Consider the following 25,979-nt stretch of genomic DNA (forward strand, 5'->3'; position numbering starts at 1 on the left):
GGTGGGCAGGCCCGTCAATAGACGATCTGCATCATGGGCGGCGGCGCTTCGTCGAGCAGGCCCGCCAGGCGCCGCAGCCCCTCCTCGAGGCGGACGATGTCCTGCTCCGCCCCCAGGCTTGCGCGGATCCGCCGGGGCGGCGGGGTCTGCTCGACCATGAACGGTACCGCCGTGGTGATCGCCAGCCCCTCCTGTTCGGCCAGTTGCTGCAGCTCCTCGGCGCGCCAGGCGTCGGGCAGGGTGATCCACACATGCAGGCTGGTGGGCCGCGATTCCAGCGCATGCTGGCGCAGCAGGCGCGCGGCCAGGCGCTGGCGCTGGCCGAGCAGCTCGCGCTGTTCGGCGGCCATGGCCTCGACGCTGCCGTCGGCCAGCCAGCGGTCGGCCAGCTCGAAGATCAGCGGTGTGGCCATCCAGGTGGTGGCACGCATGCGCGGCAGCACGTGGTGCAGCTGGCCGCGGGGCACGGTGAGGTAGCCGGCGCGCAGGCCCGGTACGGTGACCTTGGTCAGGCTGGTGACATGAAAGCTCAGCTGCGGGATTCGCGCTGCGATGGGGGTCAGCCCCGGCGACTCCAGCAGGGCGTGGACGTCATCCTCGATCAGCCACACCCGATGGCGCGCCAGCACCTCGGCCACGGCGTCGCGCCGGGCCTCGCCCATGGTCGCCCCGGTGGGGTTGAGCTGGGTCGGCGTCAGGTAGAGCGCGCGCGGCTTGAAGCGCTGGCAGGCCAGTTCCAGCGCTTCCGGCACAATGCCCTCGGCGTCGATGGCGATGCCGCGCAGCTGAAAACCGAGCGTGCGCGACAGCGCGATCAGGCCGTGGTCGGTCAGCGCCTCGGTCAGCACCAGGTCGCCGTGCTGCACCACGCTGGAGATCGCCAGCATCAAGCCGTGGGCGGCGCCGTTGCAGAGGATGCGGTCGTCCATCTCGCCGGGCACGTGCAGGCGCGACTGTAGCCAGGCGCTGGCGCGTTCGCGCTGGTGGGGCAGGCCGGCGATGGGCCGACAGGCGCTGATCACCTCAGAGCTGGCCGACTCGGCCAGCTCCGCCAGCGCCTGGCGAAAGCGCAGGTGGTGGCCGGGCGGGCAGACCGCATGGGCGATGGAGAGATCGATCAGCGGCGCCTCGTGGCGAGCCTCGTGGGCGCGCAGATAGGCCGATTCGCGGGCGTCGTCCAGCGCGTTGATCCAGGTGCCGCTGCCGACCCGCGCCTGGACCAGGCCCATCTTCTCGGCCTGGGCGTAGGCCCGCGACACCGTCTGCACGCTTACGCCGAGCGCCTCGGCGAGCTGACGGTGGGTCGGCAGCCGGGTGCCGGGGACGAGCTCGCCCTGACGCACCGCCTCCGACAGGGCGCGAGCGATGGCCAGGTACTTGGGGCCCGTATCCGTCAGGTACGGGGTCAGGTCAATTGTCATGATTCAATAAAGCCTTTGACGGCCTGCCAATAGCCGGTGCTACTATCAGCTTAGCGGTTTTGTTCGCAGATTGTCATGGTTTTGGCGATTTAAGGTCAGGACAATCTGGTGCGGCAGCCTGGCTTCGCACCACCCGGCGACCGCCCTTGGCCCGGCCCTCTCCCCTGGAGACGGCCGGTTATTGGTGATGCGATGGCGAGTGGCCAAATGACTCAGGTATCCCTGCCCTTCACTCGTGAGGAATACGCAAGCCGACTCTGGAAGGTGCGGGCCGAAATGGCCAGCCGCGGAATCGACGTGCTGGTGATCAGCGACCCTTCCAACATGGCCTGGCTGACCGGCTACGACGGCTGGTCCTTCTATGTGCATCAATGCGTGCTGGTGGGCCTGGAAGGCGAGCCGGTCTGGTACGGGCGGAGGATGGACGCCAACGGGGCGCTGCGCACCTGCTGGCTCGACCCCGCCAACATCACCTACTACCCCGACTACTATGTCCAGAACCCGGACATGCACCCCATGGACTACCTGGCCCAGTCGATCATGCCCGATCGCGGCTGGCATCAGGGCGTGGTGGGGCTGGAAATGGACAACTACTACTTCTCGGCCAAGGCCTACCAGAGCCTGGTGCGCGAGCTGCCCCATGCGCGCTTCCTGGATGCCAACTCGCTGGTCAACTGGTGCCGCAAGATCAAGTCGCCCCAGGAGATCGCCTACATGCGCATCGCCGGCAAGATCGTCGAGGGCATGCACTCGCGCATCCTCGAAGTGATCGAGCCGGGCCTGCCCAAGAGCAAGCTGGTGTCGGAGATCTATCGGGTCGGCATCGAAGGTTGGGTCGACGAGAACGGTAAGGTCTATGGCGGCGACTACCCGGCCATCGTGCCCATGCTGCCCACCGGCAAGGATGCCGCCGCCCCCACCTGACCTGGGACGACACCCCTTCCGCGAGGGTGAGGGCACCTTCTTCGAGATCGCCGGCGTGTTCAAGCGCTACCACGCGCCGCTGTCGCGCACGGTGTTTCTGGGGCGGCCGCCGAAGGACTTCGTGCGCGCCGAATCGGCGCTGCTCGAAGGCATCGAGAACGGCCTGGCCGTGGCCAAGCCCGGCAACCGCACCGCCGACATCGCCATGGCGCTGGGCGCGGCCATGGACAAGTACGGCTTCGACCGCGGCGGCGCACGCTGCGGCTACCCGATCGGGATCAGCTATCCACCGGATTGGGGCGAGCGCACCATGAGCCTGCGCCCCTCGGACGAGACCATCCTCGAACCCGGCATGACCTTCCACTTCATGCCGGGCCTGTGGCAGGACGACTGGGGGCTCGAGATCACCGAGAGTATCCTGATCACCGAGACCGGCTGCGAAGCGCTGGCCAACTTTCCCCGCCAGCTGTTCGTGCGCTGAGAAGCAAGCGACAACTGCCAGCGCGAAAGGCGCCGGGGACGAGCCGAAGAGGCGTTAGGCCTGTTGCCGGAACCGCCCCGAGCAGTTGCCCATAGCACAAGGAGTTCCAGGAAAATGACCAAGCGACCCAGTCCGATCAGCGCCACCGTCGACTTCGAGGCCGACGGCGTTCAGCACGGCTTCCTCAAGCTGCCGATCTCCACCGACGAGTCGGCCTGGGGGCGGTAATGATCCCGGTCACCGTGGTCAAGAACGGCGCGGGCCCCACGGCGCTGCTGACCGGCGGCAACCACGGCGACGAGTACGAGGGCATCACCTCGCTGCTGAAGCTGGCCAACACCCTGCGCGCCGAAGAGGTGAGCGGGCGCGTGATCATCGTGCCGATGATGAACATGCCGGCGGCCATGGCCGGCCGGCGCACCTCGCCGATGGACGGCGGCAACCTCAATCGCAGCTTCCCCGGCGACCCCGACGGCACGGTGACCGAGAAGATCGCCGACTACTTCACTCGCGAGCTGGTGCCGCTGGCCGACGTGGTGCTCGACCTGCACTCCGGCGGTCGCACCCTGGACATCATCCCGTTCGGTGCCTCTCACGTGCTCGATGACCCCGAGCAGCAGCGCCAGGCCCTGGAAGGGGCCAAGGCGTTCGGCGCCCCCTACGCCATGATGATGTTCGAACTCGATGCCGCGGCGCTGTTCGACACCGCGGTGGAGAGCCAGGGCAAGGTGTTCGTGGCCACCGAGCTGGGCGGCGGCGGCACCTCGACCCCCGAGAGCCTGGCCCTCACCGAGCGCGGCGTGCGCAACTTCCTGATCCACTTCGGCCTCATCGAGGGCGAGGTGGAGATGCCCGCCGAGCCGCAGGTCTATCTCGACATGCCGGATGCCAGCTGCTACGTGCAGAGCGAGCATACCGGCCTGCTGGAGCTGACCCTGGCGCTGGGCGACCGGGTGGCAAAAGGCCAGGTGATCGCGCGGGTCTACGACCTCACCCGCAGCGGCGCCGCACCGGTGGAGTACCGCGCCGGGCGCGACGGCATCCTGGCGGCGCGGCGCTTCCCGGCGCTGGTCAACATGGGCGACACCATCGCCGTGATCGCCGACGTCGTCGATTCGCTGGGCTAGGCCGCGGCGGCGTGCAGGCCACGGGCCTGGCGGAAAGCCAGGCCCGATGAGAAAGAGAGACCGATGAAGCTCGACAGATACGACCTGAAGATTCTCGAGATCCTGTCCCGCGACGGGCGCATCACCAAATCGAAGCTGGCCGAGGCGATCAACCTCTCGGTCAGCCCCTGCTGGGAGCGGGTGCGGCGGCTGGAGCAGGCCGGCGTCATCCAGGGCTACAGCGCGCGCCTCAACCCCGATGCGCTGGTCAAGCGTACCCCGGTATGGGTGCAGATCGAACTCAAGCAGCACAATGCCGAGAGCTTTGCCCGCTTCGAGGCGCTGGTGCGCGACACCCCCGAGGTCACCGAGTGCGTGGCGGTGGGTGGCGGGGTCGACTACCTGCTGAAGGTCGAGGCCGACTCCGTCGACGCCTACCAGCGGCTGATCGACGAGTGGCTGACCTCCGATGTCGGCATCGAGCGCTACTTCACCTATATCGTGACCAAAGCGGTCAAGCAGAAGACCCCTTCCTCAGCCCCGAAAGCCTGGCCTGAGCGGGCGCCAGAAAAAACGCTCACTTTGTCCGAAAGGACAAAAAACCGCATCGCCCACGGCGGCGATCGAAAAGTCCTCCCCGCCGCTTCCCCTTACCCTGTACCCATCGAGCAGCCGCCGGCTGCTCGCTCGTTTTGCCACGCTCGGCGACGCAGAGGATGCGCCGAGTCTAGGGGAGGTGCTGCATGAACATGAAGCTGTTCCGGACGCTGTCCACCATGCTTGACGATCCACGCCTGTTCCGGCAGCACGCCTACGTGAACGGCAGGTGGACCCACGGCGAAGGCGGCCGCGAGGAAGCCGTGTTCGATCCCGCTACCGGCGATGCCATTGGCCACATTCCCTGGCTCGAAGCGCACCAGGTCCGCGAGGCGGTGGATGCCGCCGATGTCGCCTTCAAGCACTGGCGGGCGCTGCGCGCCGACGAGCGTGCCGAACGGCTCATGGCCTGGCACGACCTGCTGCAGGCCAACCGCGAGGATCTCGCACGCATCATGACCCTGGAGCAGGGCAAGCCGCTGCCCGATGCCCGCGGCGAGGTGGAGTACGGCGCCAGCTTCGTGCGCTGGTTCGCCGAGGAGGGCAAGCGCACCTTCGGCGAGACCATTCCCAGCCACATCCCCAATGCCGCCCTGGGCACGCTCAAGGAGCCGGTGGGCATCGCCGCGCTGATCACGCCGTGGAACTTCCCGCTGGCGATGATCACCCGCAAGGCCGCCGCCGCCCTGGCCGCCGGCTGCACGGTGATCGTCAAGCCGGCCGGCGAGACGCCGTTCTCGGCGCTGGCGCTGGCCGAGCTGGCCGAGCGTGCCGGCATCCCGGCAGGCGTCTTCAACGTGGTGCTGGGCGAGCCTGCGGAAGTTTCCCGAATTCTGTGTGCCGAGGAGCGCGTCAAGGCGCTATCCTTCACCGGTTCCACCCGGGTCGGCCGGCTGCTGCTGGAGCAAAGCGCCCAGACGGTGAAGCGCGTCTCGCTGGAACTGGGCGGCAACGCGCCGTTCATCGTCGGCCCCGACATGGACCCCAAGGAGGCGGCCCTGGCCGCGGTGGCGGCCAAGTTCCAGACCGCCGGTCAGGACTGCCTGGCGGCCAACCGCATCCTGGTGCACGAATCGATCCACGATGAGTTCGTCGAACACTTTGCCGAGCGCATGGCGGCGCTCACCGTCGGCAACGGCCTGGAGAGCGAGATCGACCTGGGCCCGCTGATCCATCGCCAGGCGGTGGAGAAGGCGGCGGCCATCGTCGACGACGCCATCTCCCGCGGCGCGACGCTGGTGGCCGGCGACCAGGCCGAGGCCCCGGGCGAGAACTTCTTCATGCCCGTGCTGCTCACCGGCGTAACGCCCGAGATGAAAGTCTGGCGCGAGGAGAACTTCGCCCCGGTGGCCGGCGTGACCGCCTACCGCGACGACGACGAGGTCATCGCCATGGCCAACGACACCGAGTACGGTCTGGCGGCCTATGTCTACACCCACGACATTCGTCGCATCTGGAAGCTGCTGCGGGCGCTGGAGTACGGCATGGTCAGCGTCAATTCGGTGAAGATGACCGGCCCGCCGGTGCCCTTCGGCGGCGTCAAGCAGTCGGGGCTGGGCCGCGAGGGCGGCATCACGGGGATCGATGAGTATCTCGAGACCAAGTATTACTGCCTGGGGGCTTTGGGGTCTGTTTCTGGGAGCTAGCTGCGCTTCGGCCTGGCGTTGTTGAACCGCTACCGTGAACTGCTCATGGACTAAAGACCACTCCGCGTTCCCGGCAGCGCTTCGCCTAGCCAGGCCTTTGCTCGCAGAGCTCCCGGCTCGGCAGCCCAACCTTGAGCAATAGAAACGAATTGAACATCTCCCCGCTGCGGCGGGGCATTGGAGAAGAGAGAGCCTAATGAACCAGCAGCACCGCGATCTGATCGAGCGCGACCGCAAGGTCACCTTCCACGCCTCCACCCATCTGCGCGACTTCGCCCACGGCGACGCGCCGGGCCGGGTGATTACCGGCGGCAAGGGCATCCACATCGTCGACAAGGACGGCCGCGAGTTCATCGACGGCTTCGCCGGGCTGTACTGCGTCAACATCGGCTACGGCCGCACCGAGGTGGCCGAGGCGATCTACCAGCAGGCGCTGGAGCTCTCCTACTACCACACCTACGTGGGCCACTCCAACGAGCCGCAGATCGCGCTGTCCGAGAAGATCCTCGCGCTCGCCGGCCCCGGCATGTCCAAGGTTTACTACGGCCTGGGCGGCAGTGACGCCAACGAGACCCAGCTCAAGATCGTGCGCTACTACAACAACGTGCTCGGTCGCCCGCAGAAGAAGAAGGTCATCTCGCGCCAGCGCGGCTACCACGGCTCGGGCCTGGCCACCGGCTCGCTGACCGGCCTCAAGGCGTTCCACGACCAGTTCGACCTGCCGCTGGCCGGTATCCTGCACACCGAGGCGCCGCACTACTACCAGCGCGCCGCCGAGCAGCAGGGCCTGAGCGAGCGCGAGTTCTCGCAGTTCTGCGCGCAGCAGCTGGAAGCGATGATCCTGGCCGAAGGTCCCGATACCGTGGCCGCCTTCATCGGCGAGCCGGTGCTCGGCACCGGCGGCATCGTGCCGCCGCCGGAAGGCTACTGGGAGGCGATCCAGGCGGTGCTGGCCAAGTACGACGTGCTGCTGATCGCCGACGAAGTGGTATGCGGCTTCGGCCGTATCGGCGCCGACTTCGGCAGCCACTACTACGGTATCAAGCCCGACCTGATCACCGTGGCCAAGGGCCTGACCAGCGCCTACCAGCCGCTCTCCGGCGTGATCGTCGGCGACCGCGTATGGAAGGTGCTGGAGCAGGGCACCGGCCAGTACGGCCCCATCGGCCACGGCTGGACCTACTCCGGCCACGCACTCGGCTGCGCCGCGGCGCTGGCCAATCTGGCGATCATCGAGCGTGAAGGCCTGACCGCCAACGCCGCCGAAACCGGCGCCTACCTGCAGCAGCAGATGCAGGCCGCCTTCGGCGAGCACCCCATCGTCGGCAACGTGCGCGGCGTAGGCATGCTGGCGGCACTGGAGTTCTCCGTCGACCCGGCCAAGCGCGCGCATTTCGACGCCGCGCACAAGGTCGGTGCGCGCATCGCCGCGGCGGCGCTGGACGAGAACCTGATCGCCCGCGCCATGCCCCAGGGCGACATCCTCGGCTTTGCCCCGCCGCTGGTGACGACCCGCGCCGAGGTCGACGAGATCGTCGCCCGCGCCGAGCGGGCGGTGAACCGGGTCACCGACGAGCTGGTGCGCGAGGGCGTGGTCAAGGCCGCCATGTCGCTGAGCTGAGCGCGCCGGAGCAATCCCGCCAAGGCCACGGGGGCAACCCCGTGGCCTTGTTTTCTTTGGCCCGGCCGATTGTCTAGGCTGAAGGGCATCGGCCATGAGGGCACCACGGCGACCTGCGAGACTTCCCATGACCCATTCCGAGCACGCGGTTTCCTCGCCTCGATCTACCAGGCCCGCCGCCGTATCGCCGGCCAGGCGGTTCGTACCCCGCTGGTCCGCTCCCAGGCCCTGTCGCGTCGCTTCGATGCCGAGATTCTGCTCAAGCTGGAAACCCTACAGCCCACCGGCGCCTTCAAGCTGCGCGGTGCCGCCAACATGATCGCCGCGCTGGTCGAGCGCCACGGTCGCGAGGCTCTGGCCGCCGGCGTGGTCACCGCGTCCACCGGCAACCACGGCCGCGCGGTGGCGTACGCGGCGGCGCGGCTCGGCGTGCCGGCGACGGTCTGTCTGTCGCGCCTGGTACCGGCCAACAAGGTCGCCGCCATCGAGGCGCTGGGCGCCGAGGTCAGGCGCGTGGGCGAGAGCCAGGACGAGGCCTTCGGCGAGGTCGAGCGGCTGATCCGCGAGCGTGGCATGACGCTGATTCCGCCCTTCGACGATCCGCTGATCGCGGCCGGGCAGGGCACCATCGGCCTGGAGCTGATGGAGGACGCGCCGGAGCTCGACCGGGTGGTGGTGGCGCTTTCCGGCGGCGGGCTGCTGGGCGGCATCGGTGCGGCGGTGAAGGCCATCCGCCCCGAGACCCGCCTCACCGGCGTCAGCCTCTCCCGCGGCGCGGCCATGTGGCAGAGCCTGCAGGCGGGGCGCCCCGTGGCGGTGGAGGAGGTCGAGAGCCTGGCCGATTCGCTGGGCGGCGGCATCGGCCTCGACAATCGCTGCACCTTCGCGCTGGTGCGCGAGGTAATGGACGACCACCACCAGGTCTCGGAGGCGGCCATCGCCCAGGCCATGGTCGACCTCCTCGAGCATGAGAAGCTGCTGGTGGAAGGGGCCGCGGCGGTGGGGCTGGCCGCCCTGTGCGAAGGGGGCATCGACGTGCGCGGCCAGCGGGTGGTGCTGGTGCTCTCAGGCAACGGCGTGGCGCTGGAGACGCTGGACAGGGCGCGCGCCCTGTGCGGGCGCTGAGGCGAACAGCACAGACCAACCAGGAGGAAGGGATGAAGCTCTATCGACGCGATGAGATCGAGGCTGCGGTGGGCATCGACCACGAGGCGCTGCGCCAGGTCGAGGCGGGCTTCGCCGCTCTGGGGCGCGGCGAGGCGGTACAGCCGCCGATCCTGTCGATGGCCATGGAGGAGTTCAACAGCGAGGTCGACGTCAAGACCGCGCATATCCGCGGCTGGCCGCACTACGCGATCAAGGTCAGCAGCGGCGCCTTCGACAATCCAAAGCGCGGCCTGCCGAGCCTGAGCGGGCTGATGATGCTGTTCTCCGCCGAGACCGGCCGGGTCGAGGCGGTGCTGTTCGACGAGGGCTACCTGACCCTGGTGCGCACCGCCCTGGCCGGCGCGATCGCCGCCAAGCATCTGTCCCGCCAGGAGAGCCGCCGCGTGGCGGTGCTCGGCGCCGGCGAGCAGGCCAGGCATCAGGTCGAGGCGCTGCGCCTGGTGCGCAACGTCGACACCCTGGACGTCTGGGCGCGTCGCCGCGAAGCGGCCGAGGCCTATGCCGAGGCGATGCGCGGCCAGGGCTTCGAGGTCACCGTGCACGACAGCGTGCACGCCGCCTGTGCCCGGGCCGACATCATCGTCACCACCACGCCCTCGCGGCAGCCGCTGCTGTTCGCCCGCGACCTGCCCGAGGGCGTGCACGTTACCGCCATGGGCTCGGACAGCCCCGACAAGCGCGAGCTCGATGAATCGGTGCTGACCCGCGCCGACGCCGTCGTCTGCGATACGCGCGCCCAGAGTGAGCACAACGGTGAGCTCAAGGTCTTTGCCAACGCGGGACGCGAGCCGCCGTTTGCGGTGCATGAGCTGGGCCGGGTGATCGAACGGGGTGAGCGGCTGCGAAACGCCGAGGCGGCCATTACCCTGTGCGACCTCACCGGCACCGGCGTGCAGGACACCGCCATCGCCAGCTTCGCCCTGGCGCAGCTGGCGGGTCACCGGGCCTGAGCGCACGCGCCGGCTTGAGCCCCGGCGCGGTAGCGCCCATGCTGTGCGCTGAGTCCTTGCACCAGGAGCAAAGCAGATGGCAGCGACGACGGTTCTGGCCTTCGACGTCTACGGCACCCTGATCGACACCCACGGCGTGGTCACCGAACTGGAAGCCCGGCTCGGGCGCAGCGGCAAGGAAGGCATGGCCGCCGAGTTCTCGCGACGCTGGCGCGACAAGCAGCTGGAGTACAGCTTTCGCCGCGGCCTGATGGGCGCCTATGTGCCCTTCGGGCAGTGCACCCGCGAGGCGCTGGACTTCACCGACCGGGCACTGCAGGCCCAGCTCGCAGACGTCGACAAGGAGCACCTGATGGCGGTCTACGCACGGCTGCCGGCCTTCCCCGAGGCTACCGAGGCGCTGGCGCGGCTGTCGGCGGCCGGCATGCGCTGCGTGGCCTTTTCCAACGGCACCTTCGAGGCGGTGGACGGCCTGCTCGAACAGGCCGGGCTGCGCGAGCGCTTCGAGGACGTGATCAGCGTCGACGAGGTCAAGCGCTTCAAGCCCGACCCCGCCGTCTATGCGTATCTGCGCAACCGCCTTGACGTCGCCCCCGGCGACACCTGGCTGATCTCCAGCAACCCCTTCGACGTGATCGGTGCCCGCCACGCCGGGCTGCACGCCGCCTGGGTGCGGCGCAGCCTCGATGCCCCCTTCGACCCCTGGGGCATCGAGCCGGACCTGACCGTTCCCGACCTGGTAGCGCTGGCGAACCGGCTGGGCTGAACCGGCGCGGTCACTCGTGCCGGCGGGCGCTGGGAGAGGGCCGCGGCGGCACCTCGTCGACGCCGGGCTTGGCGAAGGCGGCGCTGCCGAGGTCGTCGCTGTCATCGTCATCGCTGTCGGCGCCTCGACCGCCTGCACCAGATCGGTGATCGTCTACGTCATTGAACGGCTCATCGAACAGGTCGGGCTGGGCGTCGTCATACATCATCTCCAGCGCCAGCGGGCTGGTCTGGGTCATTGGCTCGAAGTGGGCGGGGTGGCCGTAGACCAGCGCGGAGACGTGCCGCCGGCGGAAAAGCGCATAGACACCGAGCAGCGCCAGCACCGCGGCGATGTAGAGCGGCAGCGCCTGGGGGCCGAGTGCGCCCATCAGCGCGCCGGCAAGGATCGGCGCCAGCGCGCTGCCCGCCCCTGGGTCACCAGCATGTCCGTCGAGGCCGAGACCACCTCCTCGGGGCGCAGCTGGTCGATCAGCTGCGCCACCGCCAGCGGGTAGATGGCGAACGAGGCCCCGCCCCACAGGAAGAACAGCCCCAGCAGCGCCGTCTGGTTGGGGGCGAAGGGCATCAGTGCGGCCAGCGCCGCGGCGGCGACCACCACCCAGGTCATTACCTGCGCGCGGTCGTGCTTGTCGGAGAAGCGCCCGATGGGCAGCTGCAGCAGCGCCCCGCCGAGGATGGTCACGCTCATCAGCATGCCCACGTCACCGGCGCTCCAGCCCAGCTGGCGTGCATAGAGCGGCGCCATGCCCCAGAAGGCGCCCATGGCCAGCCCCGAGAGCACCGAGGCCGCCACCGCCAGCGGTGCGAAGCCGATCAGCGCCTTGAGGCTGCTGGTGGCGGTTTCGGGCACCGCCGGCTGCTGGCGGCGGGTTAGGGTGATCGGCAGCAGCGCCCAGCTGATCAGGATCGCGGTGACGGCGAACAGCAGGAAGCCGCCAGGCGTATCCAGGCGCAGGATCTGCTGGGCCGCGGCGATTGCCCCCAGGTTGACCAGCATGTAGACGGCGAAGATGCGTCCGCGCTGGTGGCTGGCCGCCTGGCCGTTGAGCCAGCTCTCGACCACCGTCATCAGGGTGACGAAGGCCAGGCCGTAGAAGAAGCGCAGCACGACCCACACCCAGGGGTCGACGAAGATGATGTGCAGCAGCGCGCCCGAGGCGCACAGCGCGGCGCAGAAGGCGAAGGCGCGGATATGCCCGACACGCCGGATCAGCCGGCCGCTGACCCAGGTGCCGCAGGTGAAGCCGATGAAGTAGGCCGACATGATCAGGCCCACCACCGTCGATGAGAAACCCTCGTCGGTGCCGCGCAGGGTCAGCAGGGTATTGATCAGCCCGTTGCCGAGCAGCAGCAGGGCAACACTCCATAGCAGTGAGCGAATCGGATGCAGAAGCGTCCACATTTGCATCACTCTCCTTGTCCAGCAGAAATGGCGTCGGGGTGGCATGGCGCCACCCCGAGTCGTAGGTTTGCCGCAGCGCTCAGCACGGGCGCAGGATCAGCACAGCCAGCGGCGGCAGGATCATGGTGAGATGGGCGGCCTGGCCGTGCAGCGGCGCCTCGCCGGCCGTCAGCCGCCCCAGGTTGCCGAGATTGCTGCCGCCGTAGCACTCGGCGTCGCTGTTGAACAGCTCCTCCCAGTCGCCGCCGCGCGGCACCCCGATGCTGTAGCCCTGGCGCGGCACCGGGGTCATGTTGGCTACCACCAGCAGCGGCTCGCCCGCGCTGTCGGTACGCAGCCAGGCGAACACGCTGTTGGTCTCGTCGTTGCCGATCACCCAGGTGAAGCCGGTCGGCTCGCAGTCGAGGGAGTGCAGTGCGGGCTGCGTGGCATAGAGCCGGTTGAGGTCTCCCACCAGACGGTGAATGCCGGCATGACGAGGCTCGTCGAGCAGCCACCAGTCGAGCTCGCGGTCGTGGCTCCACTCGCGCCACTGGCCGAACTCGCAGCCCATGAACAGCAGCTTCTTGCCGGGCTGGGTCCACATCACCCCGAGGTAGGCGCGCAGGTTGGCGAACTTCTGCCAGTCGTCGCCGGGCATCTTGCCGAGCAGCGAGCCCTTGCCGTGCACCACCTCGTCGTGGGAGATCGGCAGCACGTAGCGCTCCGAGAAGGCGTAGACCATGGGGAAGGTCATCTCGTGGTGGGCGTAGGCACGATACACCGGGTCCCTGGCGATGTACTCCAGGGTGTCGTGCATCCAGCCCATGTTCCACTTGTAGGCGAACCCCAGGCCGCCCTCCTCGGTTGGCTGGGTGACGCCGGGCCAGGCGGTGGACTCCTCGGCGATCACTACTGCGCCCGGCGCTTCCTCGGCCACCACCTCGTTCAGGTGGCGCAGGAAGTCGATGGCTTCGAGGTTCTCGCGGCCGCCGTGGCGGTTGGGTATCCATTCGCCGTCCTGGCGCGAGTAGTCGCGGTAGAGCATCGAGGCCACCGCATCCACGCGCAGCGCGTCGACGTGGAAGTGCCTCAGCCAGTGCAGCGCCGAGGCGAGCATGAAGCCGTGCACCTCGCGCCGGCCCAGGTTGTAGATGTAGGTATCCCAGTCCTGGTGGAAGCCCTCGAAGGGGTGGGCGTACTCGTACAGCGCGGTGCCGTCGAAGCGCGCCAGGCCGTGGGGGTCGGTGGGGAAGTGGGCCGGCACCCAGTCGAGGATCACCCCGAGCTCGGCCTGGTGGCAGGCGTCGACGAAGGCGGCGAAGTCGGCCGGGCTGCCGAAGCGGGCGCTGGGAGCGAACTGCCCCAGCGGCTGGTAGCCCCAGGAGCCGCCGAAGGGGTGCTCCATGATCGGCAGCAGCTCGAGGTGGGTGAAGCCCAGCGCCTTGACGTAAGGGATCAGGTGCTCGGCCAGCTCGCGCCAGTGGTAGAACTCGCCGTTGTCGCCGCCGTGCTTGCGCCACGAGGCGGCGTGTACCTCATAGACGCTGATCGGCCGGTCCTTGCCCTGGCGCTCGCCGCGCTGCGCCATCCAGGCCTCGTCGTGCCAGGCGAAGGGCGTGGGGTCGGCCACCACCGAGGCGGTGCGCGGTGGCGCTTCGGTCGCCTGCGCCACCGGGTCGGCGCGCAGCCCGAGCTCGCCGTTGACGTCACAGATCTCGTACTTGTACGGCTCACCGGGCGCCAGGCGCGGCACGAACAGCTCCCACACCCCGGCGGGATGGCGCAGGCGCATGACATGGCGGCGCCCGTCCCAGCTGTTGAACTGGCCCACCACCGAGACGCGCCGGGCGTTCGGTGCCCACACGGCGAAGCGCACGCCGGGCACGCCCTCCACCTCCATGGCCTGGGCGCCCAGGCAGTGTCCGAGGCGGCGATGGTTGCCCTCGCCGATCAGGTAGAGGTCCATCTCGCCCAGCAGCAGGCCGAAGCTGTAGGGGTCCTCGGTGAGCTGCTCGCCCTGCGGCCAGCGAATGCGCAGCGCGTAGGGGGCGGCATGCGGCAGGCGGGCGGCGAACAGTCCCGGCACCTGCAGCGCGGTGAGGTGGCAGCGCACCGCGCCGCTGTGGCGATCGAGCACATCGACGCCCAGCGCCCCGGGCAGGAACACGCGCAGCAGCGGGGCGCCGTCGTCGGGCGCATGGATACCGAGCACCGCGAAGGGGTTGCCGTGGGTACCGCGGACCAGCGCCTCGGCGTCGTCCGGCGACAGCCATAGCGCCCGGTCGCGCACGGGGAGGCGGTCAGGTCAGTCATGGGAGTCTCCCGTCTGCAGTTGCTCGACAATGGCGGCCAGGCCGCGCAGGGCACGCTCAGCCAGGCCGGGCGGTTGGCTGCTTCATAGGCGATCTCGTAGGCTGTCTTCTCCAGCACGAAGAGATCGACGGCGGCCGCCGCCCCGCTCGGGCGCAGCCATTCGTGGGGCAGCTCCAGGGTGGCCTGCCAGTAGGCGTTGAGAAACTCCTGGCGGCTCAGGATCAGGAAGCGCTCGGTGACCTCGTGGCTGGCTTCCGCCTGGGCCTCGCCGGCCTCCTGGCCGGGGCGCGACGCTTCGATCTTGGCGTAGGCGTAGGCGAAGGAGCGCAGCATGCCGGCCACGTCGCGCAGCGGGCTGTCCTTGGCGCGCCGCTCTTCCAGCGGACGCGCCGGCTCGCCTTCGAAGTCGATGATGTAGGCGTCGTCGTGGGCCACCAGCACCTGGCCCAGGTGGAGATCGCCGTGAATGCGGGTGACCAGGCTGCCTTCGGCCATGGCGGCCATCTGCGTGATGGCCTGCTCGAGGGTGTCGCGCTCGTGCAGCACCAGGTCGACCAGCGGCTGGTCGGCCTCGTCGACCTCGTCGCGGTGGCCTTCGAGCAGCGCCAGCGCTTCCGACAGCCGTGCCGTCACGCGCTGGGTCCACAGCGACACGCGTTCCGGGCCTGCCACTTCGGGGGTGAAGGCGGGGTCGTCGCTGGGCCCGGCCAGCACGCTGTGCAGCTCGCCCAGGCGGCGGCCGAGGGTGGCGGCGAAGGTCTTGAGCTCGTCGATGGCGCCATAGCCAAGGGCCTCGCCGCTCGGCTCCGGCTCCAGGGCGCGATAGCCGCCGGCCTCGCGGATGGCGCGCTCGAGGGTGGCACGGGTCCAGGCCCAGGCGTCGCCCTGGTTGTCGATAAAGCCCTGCAGGATCATCAGCGTCTGGGGGTTGCCGTCGGCGTCGAAGCGGGTCACCTCGCCGTGCAGCGGTGCGGTATTGCGATAGCCCCGCTCGCTCAGGAAGCGGCCGATCTCGGCCTCGGGGTGCAGCCCCGGTTCGAGGCGGCGAAACAGTTTCAGTACCAGCTGCTGGTGAATGATCACCGAGGTGTTGGACTGCTCCGCCGCCTGGCGCAGCACCTCGGGCTGCTCGGGCAGCTCGATCCCGGCCAGCGAGGGGTGGGCACGAAGCGCAGCTCGCCGTCGCCGCAGGGCAGGCTGGCGGCCTCGCGCAGGGCGGCAAGCACGGCGAGCGGGAACTCGTCCAGGGTCAGGGCGTCGGTCAGCAGGCCCACCTCATGGAAGCGGCGCACGCGGGCCAGGGCGAGCTGCTGGGGCAGGGCGCCGTTCAGCGCCTCCTCGCCGAGGAACGCCAGCGGCAGCTGGTAGCGCTCGCTGCCCTGGGCGTGGTCGACCTCCAGTTCGCACAGCAGCATCATGTGCTGGCTCGGCTCCAGACGCGTGACGTAGAGCAGGCGAACGCCCTCGATGGCAAACTGCTTGGCGGCGAACCAGCGGCGCTTGGGCAGGTAGCTGGGCAGGGTCTCGGTCTCCAGCAGCCGGCGCGAGGCGGGCTGGAGCAGCTCCTCGAGGTGGCGCTTGATCACCAGGGTGGCGTACTCCGGCATCGGCTCCGGGGTGGGCTGGTGCCACTCGGGCATGGCCGAGGGCGGGGCGAGCTGGAACCAGTAGAAGCCGTAGGGCGGCAGCGTGAGCAGGTAGGGCAGTTGGCCGATCGGCGGGAAGGCGCTGCCGCCGACCATCTCGACCGGCACCTGGCCGGCATGGGCCGAGAGATCGAGCTCTACCGCCTGGGCGCTGCGCCCCATGTTGGCCACGCACAGCAGCGTTTCCGGCTCGCCGCTCGCATCGGTCATCACCCGCAGGTAGGCCAGGATGTGGCGGTTGGCCGGGTAGAGCAGGCGCATGGCGCCGCGGCTGAAGGCGCGATGCTGGCGGCGCACCGCGAGCAGCCGCTGCATGCTGTTGAGCAGCGAATGGGGGTCGCGCTGCTGGGTCTCGACGTTGACCGCCTGGTAGCCGTACAGCGGGTCCATGATCGGCGGCAGCACCAGGCGCGCCGGATCGGCCTGGGAGAAGCCGCCGTTGCGGTCCACCGACCACTGCATCGGCGTGCGCACGCCGTCGCGGTCGCCGAGGTAGATGTTGTCGCCCATGCCGATCTCGTCGCCGTAGTAGAGCACCGGCGTGCCCGGCATCGACAGCAGCAGGCTGTTGAGCAGCTCGATGCGCCGCCGGTCGCGCTCCAGCAGCGGTGCCAGGCGGCGGCGAATGCCGAGGTTGATGCGCGCGCGGCGGTCGGCGGCGTAGTGGTTCCACAGGTAGTCGCGCTCGCGGTCGGTGACCATCTCCAGCGTCAGCTCGTCGTGGTTGCGCAGGAAGATCGCCCACTGGCAGTTGGGGGGAATCTCCGGCGTCTGACGCAGGATGTCGGTGATCGGGAAGCGGTCCTCCTGGGCCAGCGCCATGTACATGCGCGGCATCAGCGGGAAATGGAACGCCATGTGGCACTCGTCGCCCTCGCCGAAGTAGGGCCGGGTGTCCTCCGGCCACTGGTTGGCCTCGGCCAGCAGCATGCGGTCGGGGTAGCGCTCGTCGATCACCGCGCGGATCTGCTTCAGCACCACGTGGGTCTCGGGCAGGTTCTCGTTGTTGGTGCCCTCGCGCTCGACCAGGTAGGGAATGGCGTCCAGGCGCAGGCCGTCGACCCCCAGGTCGAGCCAGTACGCCATCACCTTGAGCACTTCGTCGAGCACCTGGGGGTTGTCGAAGTTCAGGTCCGGCTGGTGGGAGTAGAAGCGGTGCCAGTAGTAGGCGCCCGCCACCGGGTCCCAGGTCCAGTTGGAGGTCTCGGTGTCGAGGAAGATGATGCGCGTGCCGGGGTACTTCAGGTCGGTGTCGGACCACACGTAGAAGTCGCGCTCGGGCGAGCCCGGCGGCGCCTGGCGCGCACGCTGGAACCACTCGTGCTGGTCGGAGGTGTGGTTGATGACCAGCTCGGTCACCACGCGCAGGCCGCGGCGGTGCGCCTCGTCGATGAAGCGCCGGGCGTCCGCCAGGGTGCCGTAGTCGGGGCTCACGCCGGTGTACTCGGCGATGTCGTAGCCGTCGTCGCGGCGCGGCGAGGGTAGAAGGGCAGGATCCAGATCGTGTTCACGCCCAGGCTCTCGATGTAGTCGAGCTTCTGGATCAGGCCCTCGAAGTCGCCGATGCCGTCGTTGTTGGCATCGAAGAAGGACTTGACGTGCACCTGGTAGATCACCGCGTCCTTGTACCAGAGCGGGTCGGTGAGAAAGTCGGCGGCCGCCACGGGCTGACTCTCGCTGCGGGTATCCATCATCGGCTGTGTCTCCCTGCTGTCGTCGATAGGCTTAGCGCAGCGGATGAATGCGCCACACGGCAAACGGCTGCTCGGGGGTGAGGCGCACCGTTTGCCACTTGCCGTGCCAGGTCCAGCGGTATCCGCGCATCAGATCCTCCACCTGCAGCGGTGCGTCGTCGCCCAGCTCGAACTCCCATAGCGGCAGCTCCAGCGTGCCCTCCTGAGCCTCGAACGGGTCCAGCGATACCAGCGCCAGGATCACGTTGGTCTGGTCGGGGGTGCGCTTGCTGAAGAACAGCAGCTTGTCGTTGTGCACGGGGTGGAAGGCCAGTCCCAGGTGGGTCTGCAGGGCCGGGTTCTCGCGGCGGATGCGGTTGAGCTGGGTGATCTCGTAGCGGATGTTGCCCGGGGCGCTGTAGTCGCGCGGGCGAATCTCGTACTTCTCGGAATCGAGGTACTCCTCCTTGCCCGGCAGCGGCGCGCCCTCGCACAGCTCGAAGCCGGAGTACATGCCCCATAGCCCCGAGCCCAGGGTGGCCAGCGCGGCCCGGATCAGGAACCCCGGCCGGCCGGAGGACTGCAGGAAATAGGGGTTGATGTCGGGGGTATTGACGAAGAAGTTGGGGCGAAAGCCGTCGCGCAGCGGCGGCGCGTTCAACTGGGTGAAGTACTCCGTCAGCTCGGCCTTGGTGTGGCGCCAGGTGAAGTAGGTGTAGCCCTGGGTGAAGCCCAGCTTGCCGAGGCGCAGCATCATCGCCGGGCGGGTGAAGGCCTCGGAGAGGAAGATCACCGCCGGGTCGCGGGCGCGGATGTCGGCGATCAGCCACTCCCAGAACGGCAGCGGCTTGGTGTGGGGGTTGTCGACGCGAAAGATCTTCACGCCTTCGTCGACCCAGCCCTGCACCACGTCGCGCAGCGCCAGCCACAGTGCCGGCAGCGCGTCCTCGGCATAGAAGTCGACGTTGACGATGTCCTGGTACTTCTTGGGCGGGTTCTCGGCGTAGCGGATCGAGCCGTCGGGACGCCAGGAGAACCAGCCGGGGTGCTCGGCGAGCCAGGGGTGGTCCGGCGAGCATTGGATGGCGAAGTCCAGCGCGATCTCCAGGCCGTGGTCGGCGGCGTCGGCGACCAGCTCACGAAACGACTCGCGGCTGCCGAGCTCGGGGTGAATCGCCTCGTGCCCCCTTCGTGGCTGCCGATGGCGTAGGGGCTGCCGGGGTCGTCCGGCCCGGCCGTCAGCGTGTTGTTGGGGCCTTTGCGGTGGGTCCGACCGATGGGGTGGATCGGCGGAAAATAGAGCACGTCGAAGCCCATGTCGCGGATCGCCGGAAGGCGCTTGCGCACGTCGTCGAAGGTGCCGTGGCGACTCGGGTGGTCGGTTTCCGAGCGCGGGAACAGCTCGTACCAGCTGGCGAAGCGGGCCGCCAGGCGCTCCACGTCGAGCGGGTAGTGGGCGTCGCTGCGGGTCAGGTGGGGGCGCTCATCGGCCGCCTGCATCAGCTGCAGCGTCTCCTCGTCGAGCAGCAGTGCCACCCGGGTGTCGTCGCCATCGAGCGACGCGAAGCGGTCTAGCCGCGCCTCCAGCGCCGCCTTCAGTTCGCCTTCGCTGCGTTCGGCGGCGGCCACCACCAGGCGCCGGCCTTCCTCCAGCTCGAGCTCCACCGGCACGCCGGCCTGGTGCTTCTTGGCCAGCTCGTGACGGTAGGTGCCGTAGAGATCCCACCAGGCCTCGATGATGAAGCCGTGCCTGCCGATGCGCCGCGGCGTGAAGCGGGCTTCCCACAGGTCGCGGCCCAGCGGCTTGACCAGCTGCATCGGCACGCGCTGCTGCTGGCCGAGGTCGTCGTGCCAGCACACCGCGGCAGCCAGCACGTCATGGCCGTCGGCGAAAATGACGGCGCTCACCGTCACCGGTTCGTCGACGCTGGCCTTGGCCGCAAAGCGCCCGTGGTCGAGCGACGGCTGTACGGCCTCGATGGCGATACGCGGTGCATGAATGGCCGCCATCACCGCCTCGTGGGCGGTCGACGCATTGGCGGGAGTAGGGGTGTTGTCATCGCATGTTCCTCTTGGCGTCGCGGCCACTGGCCGAGGCCCAGGGGCTCAGGGCGTAAGGCTCAAGCTTCGGACCCCGCATCGGGGTGCCGGTCGGGTTCCTGCACCAGCTCGAATAGGGTCAGCGAGCGGCCCTCCATCTGATAGCGCTCGCCGAACGGCCACGGCTCGGGCACCTGCGTCTTGCTGAGGCAGGTGTCGAGCCGGCATATCCAGCCGCTGCCGCGCGGCACGTCGGGCAGGAGGAAGACCAGCGGCTCGGGCTGCGCATTGAACAGCAGCAGCAGCGAACGGTCGTCGCCGGCGCGGCGAATGCCCGAGGGGCGTGCCCGGCCGTCGAGCAGCAGCCCCAGGCTGCGCGTGGCGGGGTCCTCCCAGCGCTCCACGTCCATCTCGCTGCCGTCGGCGGCCAGCCAGGTCACCTCCTTGAGCCCCATCTCCTCGTTGTATTCGCCGGACAGGAAGCGCCCGCGACGCAGGATGGGATAGCGCAGGCGCAGCCGGATCAGGGTGCGCACGTACTCGATCAGGGCGTGGGCCTCGCCGTTCAGGTTCCAGTCGAGCCAGCTGATCTCGTTGTCCTGGCAGTAGGCGTTGTTGTTGCCCTGCTGGGTGCGCAGCAGCTCGTCGCCGGCCAGCAGCATCGGGGTGCCCTGGGCGAACAGCACCGTGGCCAGGAAGTTGCGGATCTGGCGCAGGCGCAGCGCCTGGACTTCGGGGTCGTCGGTAGGGCCTTCCACGCCGTGGTTGAAGGACAGGTTGTGGTCGTGGCCGTCCTGGTTGTCCTCGCCGTTGGCGGCGTTGTGCTTGTCCTGATAGGCCACCAGGTCATGCAGGGTGTAGCCGTCGTGAGCGGTGACGAAGTTGACCGAGGCGAAGGGGCGCCGGCCGCGGCGGTCGAACAGGTCGGCGGAGCCCATCAGCCGCGAGGCGAAGTCGGCCAGCTGGCCTTCGTCGCCGCGCCAGAAGGCGCGGGTGGTGTCGCGGAAGCGGTCGTTCCACTCCGCCCAGCCCGGCGGGAAGCCGCCGACCTGGTAGCCGCCCGGCCCGCAGTCCCACGGCTCGGCGATCAGCTTGACCTGGCTCAGTACCGGGTCCTGACGGCAGGAGTCGAGAAAGCCGCCGCCCTCGTCGAAGCCGTGGGGCTCGCGGCCGAGGATGGTGGCCAGGTCGAAGCGGAAGCCGTCGACGCGCATCTCGGTGGCCCAGTAGCGCAGCGAGTCGGTGACCATCTGCAGCACCCTCGGGTGGCTCAGGTTGAGGGTGTTGCCGGTGCCGGTGTCGTCGATGTAGTAGCGCGGCTGGTCGGGCAGCAGGCGGTAGTAGGAGGCGTTGTCGATGCCCTTGAGCGACAGGGTGGGGCCCAGCTCGTTGCCTTCGGCGGTATGGTTGTAGACCACGTCGAGCACCACCTCGAGCCCGGCGGCATGGTAGCGCGCCACCATCTGCTTGAACTCGTTGATGCTGTCGCCCGAGAGGTAGCGCGAATGGGGCGCGAAGAAGCCCAGGGTGTTGTAGCCCCAGTAGTTGCGCAGTCCGCGTTCGAGCAGGTGCTGGTCGTCGACGAAGGCGTGGACCGGCAGCAGCTCCACCGAGGAGACCCCCAGCGACTGGATGTAGTCCACCACCTCGTTGACCATCAGCCCCGAGAAGGTGCCGCGCAGCGAGTCCGGCACCGAGGGATGGCGCATGGTGTAGCCGCGCACGTGGGTCTCGTAGAGGATGGTGCGATCCCACGGCAGCTGCACGTCACGCGAGCGCCCCCAGGTGAAGGCGGGGTCGATCACCCGGCAGCGCGGCATGTACGGTGCGCTGTCGCGTTCGTCGAAGCTCAGGTCGCCGTCGGGGTGGCCGATGGTGTAGCCGAACAGCGCCTCGTCCCAGGCCAGCTCGCCGACGATCTGCTTGGCATAAGGGTCGAGCAGCAGCTTGTTGGGGTTGAAGCGGTGCCCCGCCTCGGGCTCGTAGGGCCCGTGGACCCGGTAGCCGTAGAGCTGGCCTGGCCGGGCATCGGGCAGGTAGCCGTGCCACACCTCGTCGGTGTATTCCGGCAGCTCGATGCGTTCGAGCTCCTGGCGACCGGTGTCGTCGAACAGGCACAGCTCCACCTTGGTGGCATGGGCTGAGAACAGGGCGAAGTTGACGCCCAGCCCGTCCCAGGTCGCGCCTAGCGGGAACGGTAGGCCTTCGCGAATGCGCGAGCGACGAATCACTCCGGGCGATTCGTCGATGGCCACCGCCCGGGCGCTCTGTTGCGGTCCTTCCTTGGTGTCCATCGTCTCCATCCTTGGCTGCGGCCGGCGCCTGGCGCCGTCGGGTTAGCCTTTGGGCTTGGTGCGGCTGCTGCGCCCCGTGCTCTTGGGGGTCTTGGTGCTCTTGGTGCCGGCGTCGGGCTTGGCGGTACTCGTTTCGCTCTTGGCGCTGCGCTTGGTGCTGCGCTTGGCCGTCTTGCCCGGCACCTGGGCGGTGTCGGTAGGGTCCGGCTGGGTCAGGCCGTCCTCCTCTCGGCGCGGCTGGCGCGCGCGCCTGGCGGTGGCGGACTGCGCGGGCAGCGGCTCCATCGGCCCCGCTCCCGGCCCGGGCGAGCCGGCGGGGGCGTCGGCGCCGCCGCGATTGGCATCGAGCTCCGCCTGGGCGCCGCTGCCGGTGGCCTCTTCCACCGGCAGCGCGCGGGTGGAAGCCGCCGTCGGCACCTCGTCGGAGCCGGCGGTGCCGGGCGCTGCGCGGTCGTGCACCGGGGTATCGCTGCCGGCCAGGCGGTCGTCGCGGTAGGGCAGCTCATCGAAATCCGGCTCGCCGTCGGGCGGGTCGAGGGGCAGGCGGTTCTCCTGGATGCCGATCTCGTCGTCCTCCAGCGGCAGGTCGTCCTCGAGGATGGGCGCCTCGTCGATCGGCTCGCCCAGCTCGTCGAGCTCGGCCTCGTGGCCCGCCGCCTGTTCCGCCGCGACGATCTTCAGTGCCATGTCCCAGTGACGCTGCTGCTGCCCTTCGGGCCGCCCTTCGGATTCCCAGATGCTGTAGGCCAGTTCACGTACACGATCTTCATCAGCCATCCTGACTCTCCCTGTGCTTTAGCTGTCTCGTACATAGACGCCGACCGGAAGCTCCTCAGCAGGGCGGTCGCCGTGGCGGTGTCCTGCTCCCACTTCAGCGTGGTACCCGTCAGCGCGTTTTGCCAAGTCCCGTTCCCCCTTCCGGCAGCACCAGGCGGGTGTCGCCCCAGCGTTTGGCGGGCACCTGGGGGTGTCGGCGCCCGCCAGCAGGGCGGCGGCCAGGCGCGGCACCACCACCATCAGGCGCTGGTCGCCGTGCTGGCGCTGGAAGGCCACCAGGCGCTCGCGGTGCTCGCCGTCGACCGCGATCTCGGCATAGTCGCCGTGCACGAACAGCTCGCGGCGGGCCTGGCGCAGCGCCAGCAGGCGCTGGATCACGGCCTGCTTGACCTGGCCGTCGCGCCAGCCGGGCAGCAGCTCATGCGGCGCGTGGCCTGCCTCCAGGGCGGCGCGGCGGGCGGCGTGGTCCACCGGGCGGCGGTTGTCGGGGTCGACCAGGCTGTAGTCCCAGAACTCGGTGCCCTGGTAGAGGTCCGGCACGCCGGGCACGGTCAGCCGCAGCGTGGCCTGCACCAGGCCGTTGAGCGCCCCCGGCAGGTCGAGCTCGCGGGCCGCGGCGGCGAGCTCCGCGCACAGCTCGGGCCAGGCCAGCAGCCCCTCGAGGAACTCGCGACAGGCGGTTTCGTAGGCCTCGTCGGGCCACAGCCAATGGCTGCGCAGCTTAGCTTCGCGCAGCGCCTTCTGCTGCCACTGGGCCAGCCGTTCGGTGAACCAGCGCATGGCCTCGGCGTCGTCGTGCTCGAGCCCGGGCGGCCAGGCGCCGAGCAGCAGCTGGTAGAGCACCAGGGCGTCGCCTGGGGCGGGGCGGGGCCGCCCGGCAGGGCGCGGCACAACGGGGGCGTGCGCTGCTGCCAGCGCTGCACGCGCTCGGCGAAGGCCGGGGCGAACTCGCTGAGAGCGGCCAGCCGCGCGCGCACGTCTTCGCCGCGCTTGTGGTCGTGGGTGGCGGTGGCGACCAGGCCGTGGGGAAATGGCGGGCACGCCAGGCGTTGAAGGCGTGGAAGCGCCGCGGCGAGTGGCTGAAGTGTTCGCCGTCGAAGCCGACATCGTTGCGCGAGATCAGCGCTGCGCTGCGGTAGCCGGCGGTGTCCTCCACCGCCTTGGCTGCCACCGGCGAGGTGAGCTGCTGGAAGCGCACCAGCGCCCGCTGGCGCAGCCAGCGCTCCTGATCGTCGCCGAGGTCGGCCGGCGCCTGGCCGCCCAGCCACTGTTCCAGCCGTTCCAGCACGCCAGCGTCGGGGGCGCGAGTTCGGCGCGGGCGCCGGCCATGGCCTGGTCGAAGAAGGGGGCATCGAGCTCGGGGCGGCCGCCGTCGTCGGCATAGGTGCGATAGACCGGGAAGTGCACCACCAGCGCTTCCAGGGCGCGGCGAATCGCGGCCAGGCTGATGTCGCGGCTGGCCAGGCGGTGGCGGGCAACGGCATGCAGGGCGCGCGCGCAGGCGTCGAACTCGCTGGCGAGGATGCCGTTGAGCACCTCGCGGCGGGCCTGGTGCACCTCGTCGAGGAAGTCGGCGCTACGGCCGCTGACCACATGCCACAGCTCACGCAGCGGGGCTGCCCCGGCGGGGTCGTGCTGCAGCCCGGACACCGCGTTCATCAGCTCGTAGCCGGTGGTGCCGTCCACGCCCCAGTCGCGGTGCAGGGTCTCCTCGGCGGCAAGGATCTTCTCGACGAAGATCGCCACATGGCGTACCACGCCCGGCGGGCGGCGCTGCTGGCGCTTGCCGACCTCGGCGCGCAGGCGGTGGCAGTAGCCGCGCGGGTCGGCCAGGCCGTCGATGTGGTCGATGCGCAGGCCGTCGATCCAGCCCTGCTCGACCAGCCGCAGCGGCAGGGCGTGCACTGCGTCGAATACTTCGGGCTGCTCGATGCGCAGCCCGCCCAGCTCGGTCACGTCGAAGAAGCGCCGCCAGTTGATCTCGTCGGCGGCGGTGCGCCACCAGGCCAGGCGATAGTGCTGGTGCTCCAGGAGGTCGTGCAGGCGAATGGCCCCGGTGGCGTCGGCGCCATCGAACAGCGCCAGCGCCTGGGCCAGCGCATCGCGGGCGTCGCGGTGTTCCAGCGCCTCGTGCAGGCGCCGGCGCAGATCGGCCACCGCGGTGTAGGCGTCGTTGCCCTGCTGCAGGGCATCGAAGTGCGGCGCCAGGTCCCACAGCGCCTCGTGCTCGGCCAGGCGCAGGATCTCGCCGTAGCAGCGCGGGTCGATGGGGAAATGGTGCTCGTGGTAGGCGACGTGGAAGCTCATCGACTCGGGCCGGTGGCACAGTGCCAGTTCGCCTGAGGCCAGCGTGTCGGCATAGGGGGCGCCGAGGAAGGGCAGCAGCAGCTTGCCGGTCAGCAGCGGGTCGGGGCTGTGCCAGTCGATGTCGAAATAGTCGGCGAAGGGGCTGTCCTGGCCCCAGGCGAGCACGTCCTGCCACCAGCGGTTCTCCGAGCCGCCCACCGCCACGTGATTGGGCACGATGTCGAGGATCAGCCCCATGCCGTGCTCGCGCAGCCGGGCGACCAGCCGCTCCAGCGCCGGCTCGCCGCCCAGCTCCGGGTCGATGCGAGTCGGGTCGACGCCATCGTAGCCGTGCGGCGAGCCGCCGCGCGAGGCCTGCAGCGGCGAGGCGTAGACATGGCTGATGCCGAGCCGGGCGTAGTAGTCGACCCACTCGGCGGCGTCGTCCAGGGTGAAGCCGCGGTGGAACTGCAGGCGTACCGTGGCGCGGATCTCACTCATGCGCGCTCCCTCCTTGGGGCGTGGGCAGGCGGCGTGCCTCGTCGAGCCTGGCCAGGCGCTGGCGCACCTCGGGTGAGTCCAGCAGCCGCTCGGCGTCGTCGCTCCAGCGCCGCCGCCAGTTGGGGTGCTCGTCCAGCGTGCCCGGCAGGTTGGCCTGCTCCTCAAGCCCCAGCGCATCCTCCACCGGCAGCAGCGCCAGCGGGCCGGGGTGAGGCCGAGCCGCCGCGCGCAGGCATCGAGCACCTCGGAGGCGGGCAGGTCGGCGGCGTTGAGCGCCGCGGCGAGGGCGTGGCCGTCGATCAGCTTGAGCGCCTTGGCCAGCTGTGCGCGATCGCGGCGGCGCTGGGCCTGCTCCTGGTCGGCATCCTGGTCGTCGGCCAGCAG

The 25,979-nt window shown here is 69.6% G+C and carries 16 protein-coding genes and 5 pseudogenes; 8 read left to right on the forward strand and 13 right to left on the reverse strand.

Annotation, left to right across the window (positions count from 1 at the left end; translation table 11 throughout):
* Nucleotides 1-14 precede the first annotated feature (14 nt).
* Nucleotides 15-1,421 carry a MocR-like ectoine utilization transcription factor EhuR gene (ehuR, locus tag ACUDAL_RS02280; RefSeq protein ID WP_444676996.1) on the reverse strand — a complete coding sequence of 469 codons (1,407 nt, stop codon included), beginning with the start codon at nt 1,419-1,421 and terminating at the stop codon, nt 15-17.
* A 207-nt stretch (nt 1,422-1,628) separates the two neighbouring features.
* Here ehuR and doeA point away from each other — a divergent pair.
* The 8 genes and pseudogenes from doeA (at nt 1,629) to ACUDAL_RS02320 (ending at nt 10,679) form a co-directional block, all read left to right on the forward strand.
* Nucleotides 1,629-2,826: pseudogene (gene doeA, locus ACUDAL_RS02285) on the forward strand (ectoine hydrolase DoeA).
* A 114-nt stretch (nt 2,827-2,940) separates the two neighbouring features.
* Nucleotides 2,941-3,953, forward strand: a pseudogene (gene doeB, locus ACUDAL_RS02290) (N(2)-acetyl-L-2,4-diaminobutanoate deacetylase DoeB).
* A gap of 63 nt (nt 3,954-4,016) precedes the next feature.
* Nucleotides 4,017-4,463: pseudogene (locus tag ACUDAL_RS02295) on the forward strand (Lrp/AsnC family transcriptional regulator); the annotation flags it as partial.
* 212 nt (nt 4,464-4,675) lie between these two features.
* A complete protein-coding gene (locus ACUDAL_RS02300) occupies nt 4,676-6,175 on the forward strand; it encodes an NAD-dependent succinate-semialdehyde dehydrogenase (protein WP_444676997.1) in 1,500 nt (499 codons plus the stop codon).
* 196 nt (nt 6,176-6,371) lie between these two features.
* Nucleotides 6,372-7,796 carry an aminotransferase gene (locus tag ACUDAL_RS02305; protein ID WP_444676998.1) on the forward strand — a complete coding sequence of 475 codons (1,425 nt, stop codon included), beginning with the start codon at nt 6,372-6,374 and terminating at the stop codon, nt 7,794-7,796.
* A gap of 69 nt (nt 7,797-7,865) precedes the next feature.
* Complete coding sequence (eutB, locus tag ACUDAL_RS02310) at nt 7,866-8,921, forward strand: hydroxyectoine utilization dehydratase EutB (protein WP_444676999.1); 1,056 nt, start codon at nt 7,866-7,868, stop codon at nt 8,919-8,921.
* Between the two features lie 32 nt (nt 8,922-8,953).
* The gene (locus tag ACUDAL_RS02315; protein ID WP_444677000.1) at nt 8,954-9,913 is read left to right on the forward strand and encodes a cyclodeaminase; all 960 of its coding nucleotides are present in this window, start codon (nt 8,954-8,956) and stop codon (nt 9,911-9,913) included.
* 76 nt (nt 9,914-9,989) lie between these two features.
* Nucleotides 9,990-10,679, forward strand: a complete 690-nt coding sequence (locus tag ACUDAL_RS02320) for a haloacid dehalogenase type II (RefSeq protein ID WP_444677001.1) — start codon at nt 9,990-9,992, stop codon at nt 10,677-10,679.
* A 10-nt stretch (nt 10,680-10,689) separates the two neighbouring features.
* Here ACUDAL_RS02320 and ACUDAL_RS02325 read toward each other — a convergent pair whose 3' ends face one another.
* The 12 genes and pseudogenes from ACUDAL_RS02325 to treY form a co-directional block, all read right to left on the reverse strand.
* Nucleotides 10,690-11,049 (reverse strand): hypothetical protein, encoded by a 360-nt coding sequence (locus tag ACUDAL_RS02325; RefSeq protein WP_444677002.1) that lies wholly within the window; start codon nt 11,047-11,049, stop codon nt 10,690-10,692.
* A complete protein-coding gene (locus ACUDAL_RS02330) occupies nt 11,049-12,083 on the reverse strand; it encodes an MFS transporter (RefSeq protein WP_444677003.1) in 1,035 nt (344 codons plus the stop codon). The genes ACUDAL_RS02325 and ACUDAL_RS02330 overlap by 1 nt, the downstream gene beginning before the upstream one ends.
* Before the next feature lie 79 nt (nt 12,084-12,162).
* The gene (glgB, locus tag ACUDAL_RS02335; protein ID WP_444677004.1) at nt 12,163-14,355 is read right to left on the reverse strand and encodes a 1,4-alpha-glucan branching protein GlgB; all 2,193 of its coding nucleotides are present in this window, start codon (nt 14,353-14,355) and stop codon (nt 12,163-12,165) included.
* 128 nt (nt 14,356-14,483) lie between these two features.
* Nucleotides 14,484-15,497, reverse strand: a pseudogene (locus ACUDAL_RS02340) (putative maltokinase); the annotation flags it as partial.
* Entirely contained in the window at nt 15,458-16,120 is a 663-nt protein-coding gene (locus ACUDAL_RS02345; protein ID WP_444679286.1) for a maltokinase N-terminal cap-like domain-containing protein, read from the reverse strand. The gene ACUDAL_RS02345 and the pseudogene ACUDAL_RS02340, both read right to left, overlap by 40 nt.
* Nucleotides 16,094-17,718: pseudogene (gene treS, locus ACUDAL_RS02350) on the reverse strand (maltose alpha-D-glucosyltransferase); the annotation flags it as partial. The pseudogene treS and the gene ACUDAL_RS02345, both read right to left, overlap by 27 nt.
* A gap of 31 nt (nt 17,719-17,749) precedes the next feature.
* A complete protein-coding gene (locus tag ACUDAL_RS02355; protein WP_444677005.1) occupies nt 17,750-18,604 on the reverse strand; it encodes a hypothetical protein in 855 nt (284 codons plus the stop codon).
* On the reverse strand, nt 18,577-19,707 hold the full coding sequence (locus ACUDAL_RS02360; RefSeq protein WP_444677006.1) for a maltotransferase domain-containing protein: 1,131 nt from the start codon (nt 19,705-19,707) through the stop codon (nt 18,577-18,579). The genes ACUDAL_RS02355 and ACUDAL_RS02360 overlap by 28 nt, the downstream gene beginning before the upstream one ends.
* Before the next feature lie 110 nt (nt 19,708-19,817).
* Entirely contained in the window at nt 19,818-22,031 is a 2,214-nt protein-coding gene (glgX, locus tag ACUDAL_RS02365; RefSeq protein ID WP_444677007.1) for a glycogen debranching protein GlgX, read from the reverse strand.
* 42 nt (nt 22,032-22,073) lie between these two features.
* On the reverse strand, nt 22,074-22,808 hold the full coding sequence (locus tag ACUDAL_RS02370) for a DUF2934 domain-containing protein (protein WP_444677008.1): 735 nt from the start codon (nt 22,806-22,808) through the stop codon (nt 22,074-22,076).
* Nucleotides 22,809-22,826: 18 nt separating this feature from the next.
* Complete coding sequence (locus ACUDAL_RS02375; protein ID WP_444677009.1) at nt 22,827-23,699, reverse strand: hypothetical protein; 873 nt, start codon at nt 23,697-23,699, stop codon at nt 22,827-22,829.
* A 228-nt stretch (nt 23,700-23,927) separates the two neighbouring features.
* A complete protein-coding gene (treY, locus tag ACUDAL_RS02380; RefSeq protein WP_444679287.1) occupies nt 23,928-25,772 on the reverse strand; it encodes a malto-oligosyltrehalose synthase in 1,845 nt (614 codons plus the stop codon).
* Nucleotides 25,773-25,979: the final 207 nt, after the last annotated feature.

The sequence above is a fragment of the Halomonas sp. E19 genome (genome assembly GCF_052439355.1).
GTDB lineage: Bacteria > Pseudomonadota > Gammaproteobacteria > Pseudomonadales > Halomonadaceae > Halomonas.

What these genes read in the sequence shown, in the direction of transcription:
- ACUDAL_RS02320 (WP_444677001.1), top strand. Translation starts at nt 9,990, where the DNA reads ATGGCAGCGACGACGGTTCTGGCCTTCGACGTCTACGGCACCCTGATC.
- ACUDAL_RS02325 (WP_444677002.1), bottom strand. Translation starts at nt 11,049, where the DNA reads ATGGGCGCACTCGGCCCCCAGGCGCTGCCGCTCTACATCGCCGCGGTG.
- treY (WP_444679287.1), bottom strand. Translation starts at nt 25,772, where the DNA reads ATGCGCTGGGGCTTGAGGAGCAGGCCAACCTGCCGGGCACGCTGGACG.
- ehuR (WP_444676996.1), bottom strand. Translation starts at nt 1,421, where the DNA reads ATGACAATTGACCTGACCCCGTACCTGACGGATACGGGCCCCAAGTAC.
- ACUDAL_RS02370 (WP_444677008.1), bottom strand. Translation starts at nt 22,808, where the DNA reads ATGGCTGATGAAGATCGTGTACGTGAACTGGCCTACAGCATCTGGGAA.
- glgX (WP_444677007.1), bottom strand. Translation starts at nt 22,031, where the DNA reads ATGGACACCAAGGAAGGACCGCAACAGAGCGCCCGGGCGGTGGCCATC.
- ACUDAL_RS02345 (WP_444679286.1), bottom strand. Translation starts at nt 16,120, where the DNA reads ATGGTCGGCGGCAGCGCCTTCCCGCCGATCGGCCAACTGCCCTACCTG.
- ACUDAL_RS02300 (WP_444676997.1), top strand. Translation starts at nt 4,676, where the DNA reads ATGAACATGAAGCTGTTCCGGACGCTGTCCACCATGCTTGACGATCCA.
- ACUDAL_RS02305 (WP_444676998.1), top strand. Translation starts at nt 6,372, where the DNA reads ATGAACCAGCAGCACCGCGATCTGATCGAGCGCGACCGCAAGGTCACC.
- ACUDAL_RS02315 (WP_444677000.1), top strand. Translation starts at nt 8,954, where the DNA reads ATGAAGCTCTATCGACGCGATGAGATCGAGGCTGCGGTGGGCATCGAC.
- ACUDAL_RS02330 (WP_444677003.1), bottom strand. Translation starts at nt 12,083, where the DNA reads ATGTGGACGCTTCTGCATCCGATTCGCTCACTGCTATGGAGTGTTGCC.
- ACUDAL_RS02360 (WP_444677006.1), bottom strand. Translation starts at nt 19,707, where the DNA reads ATGGCGGCCATTCATGCACCGCGTATCGCCATCGAGGCCGTACAGCCG.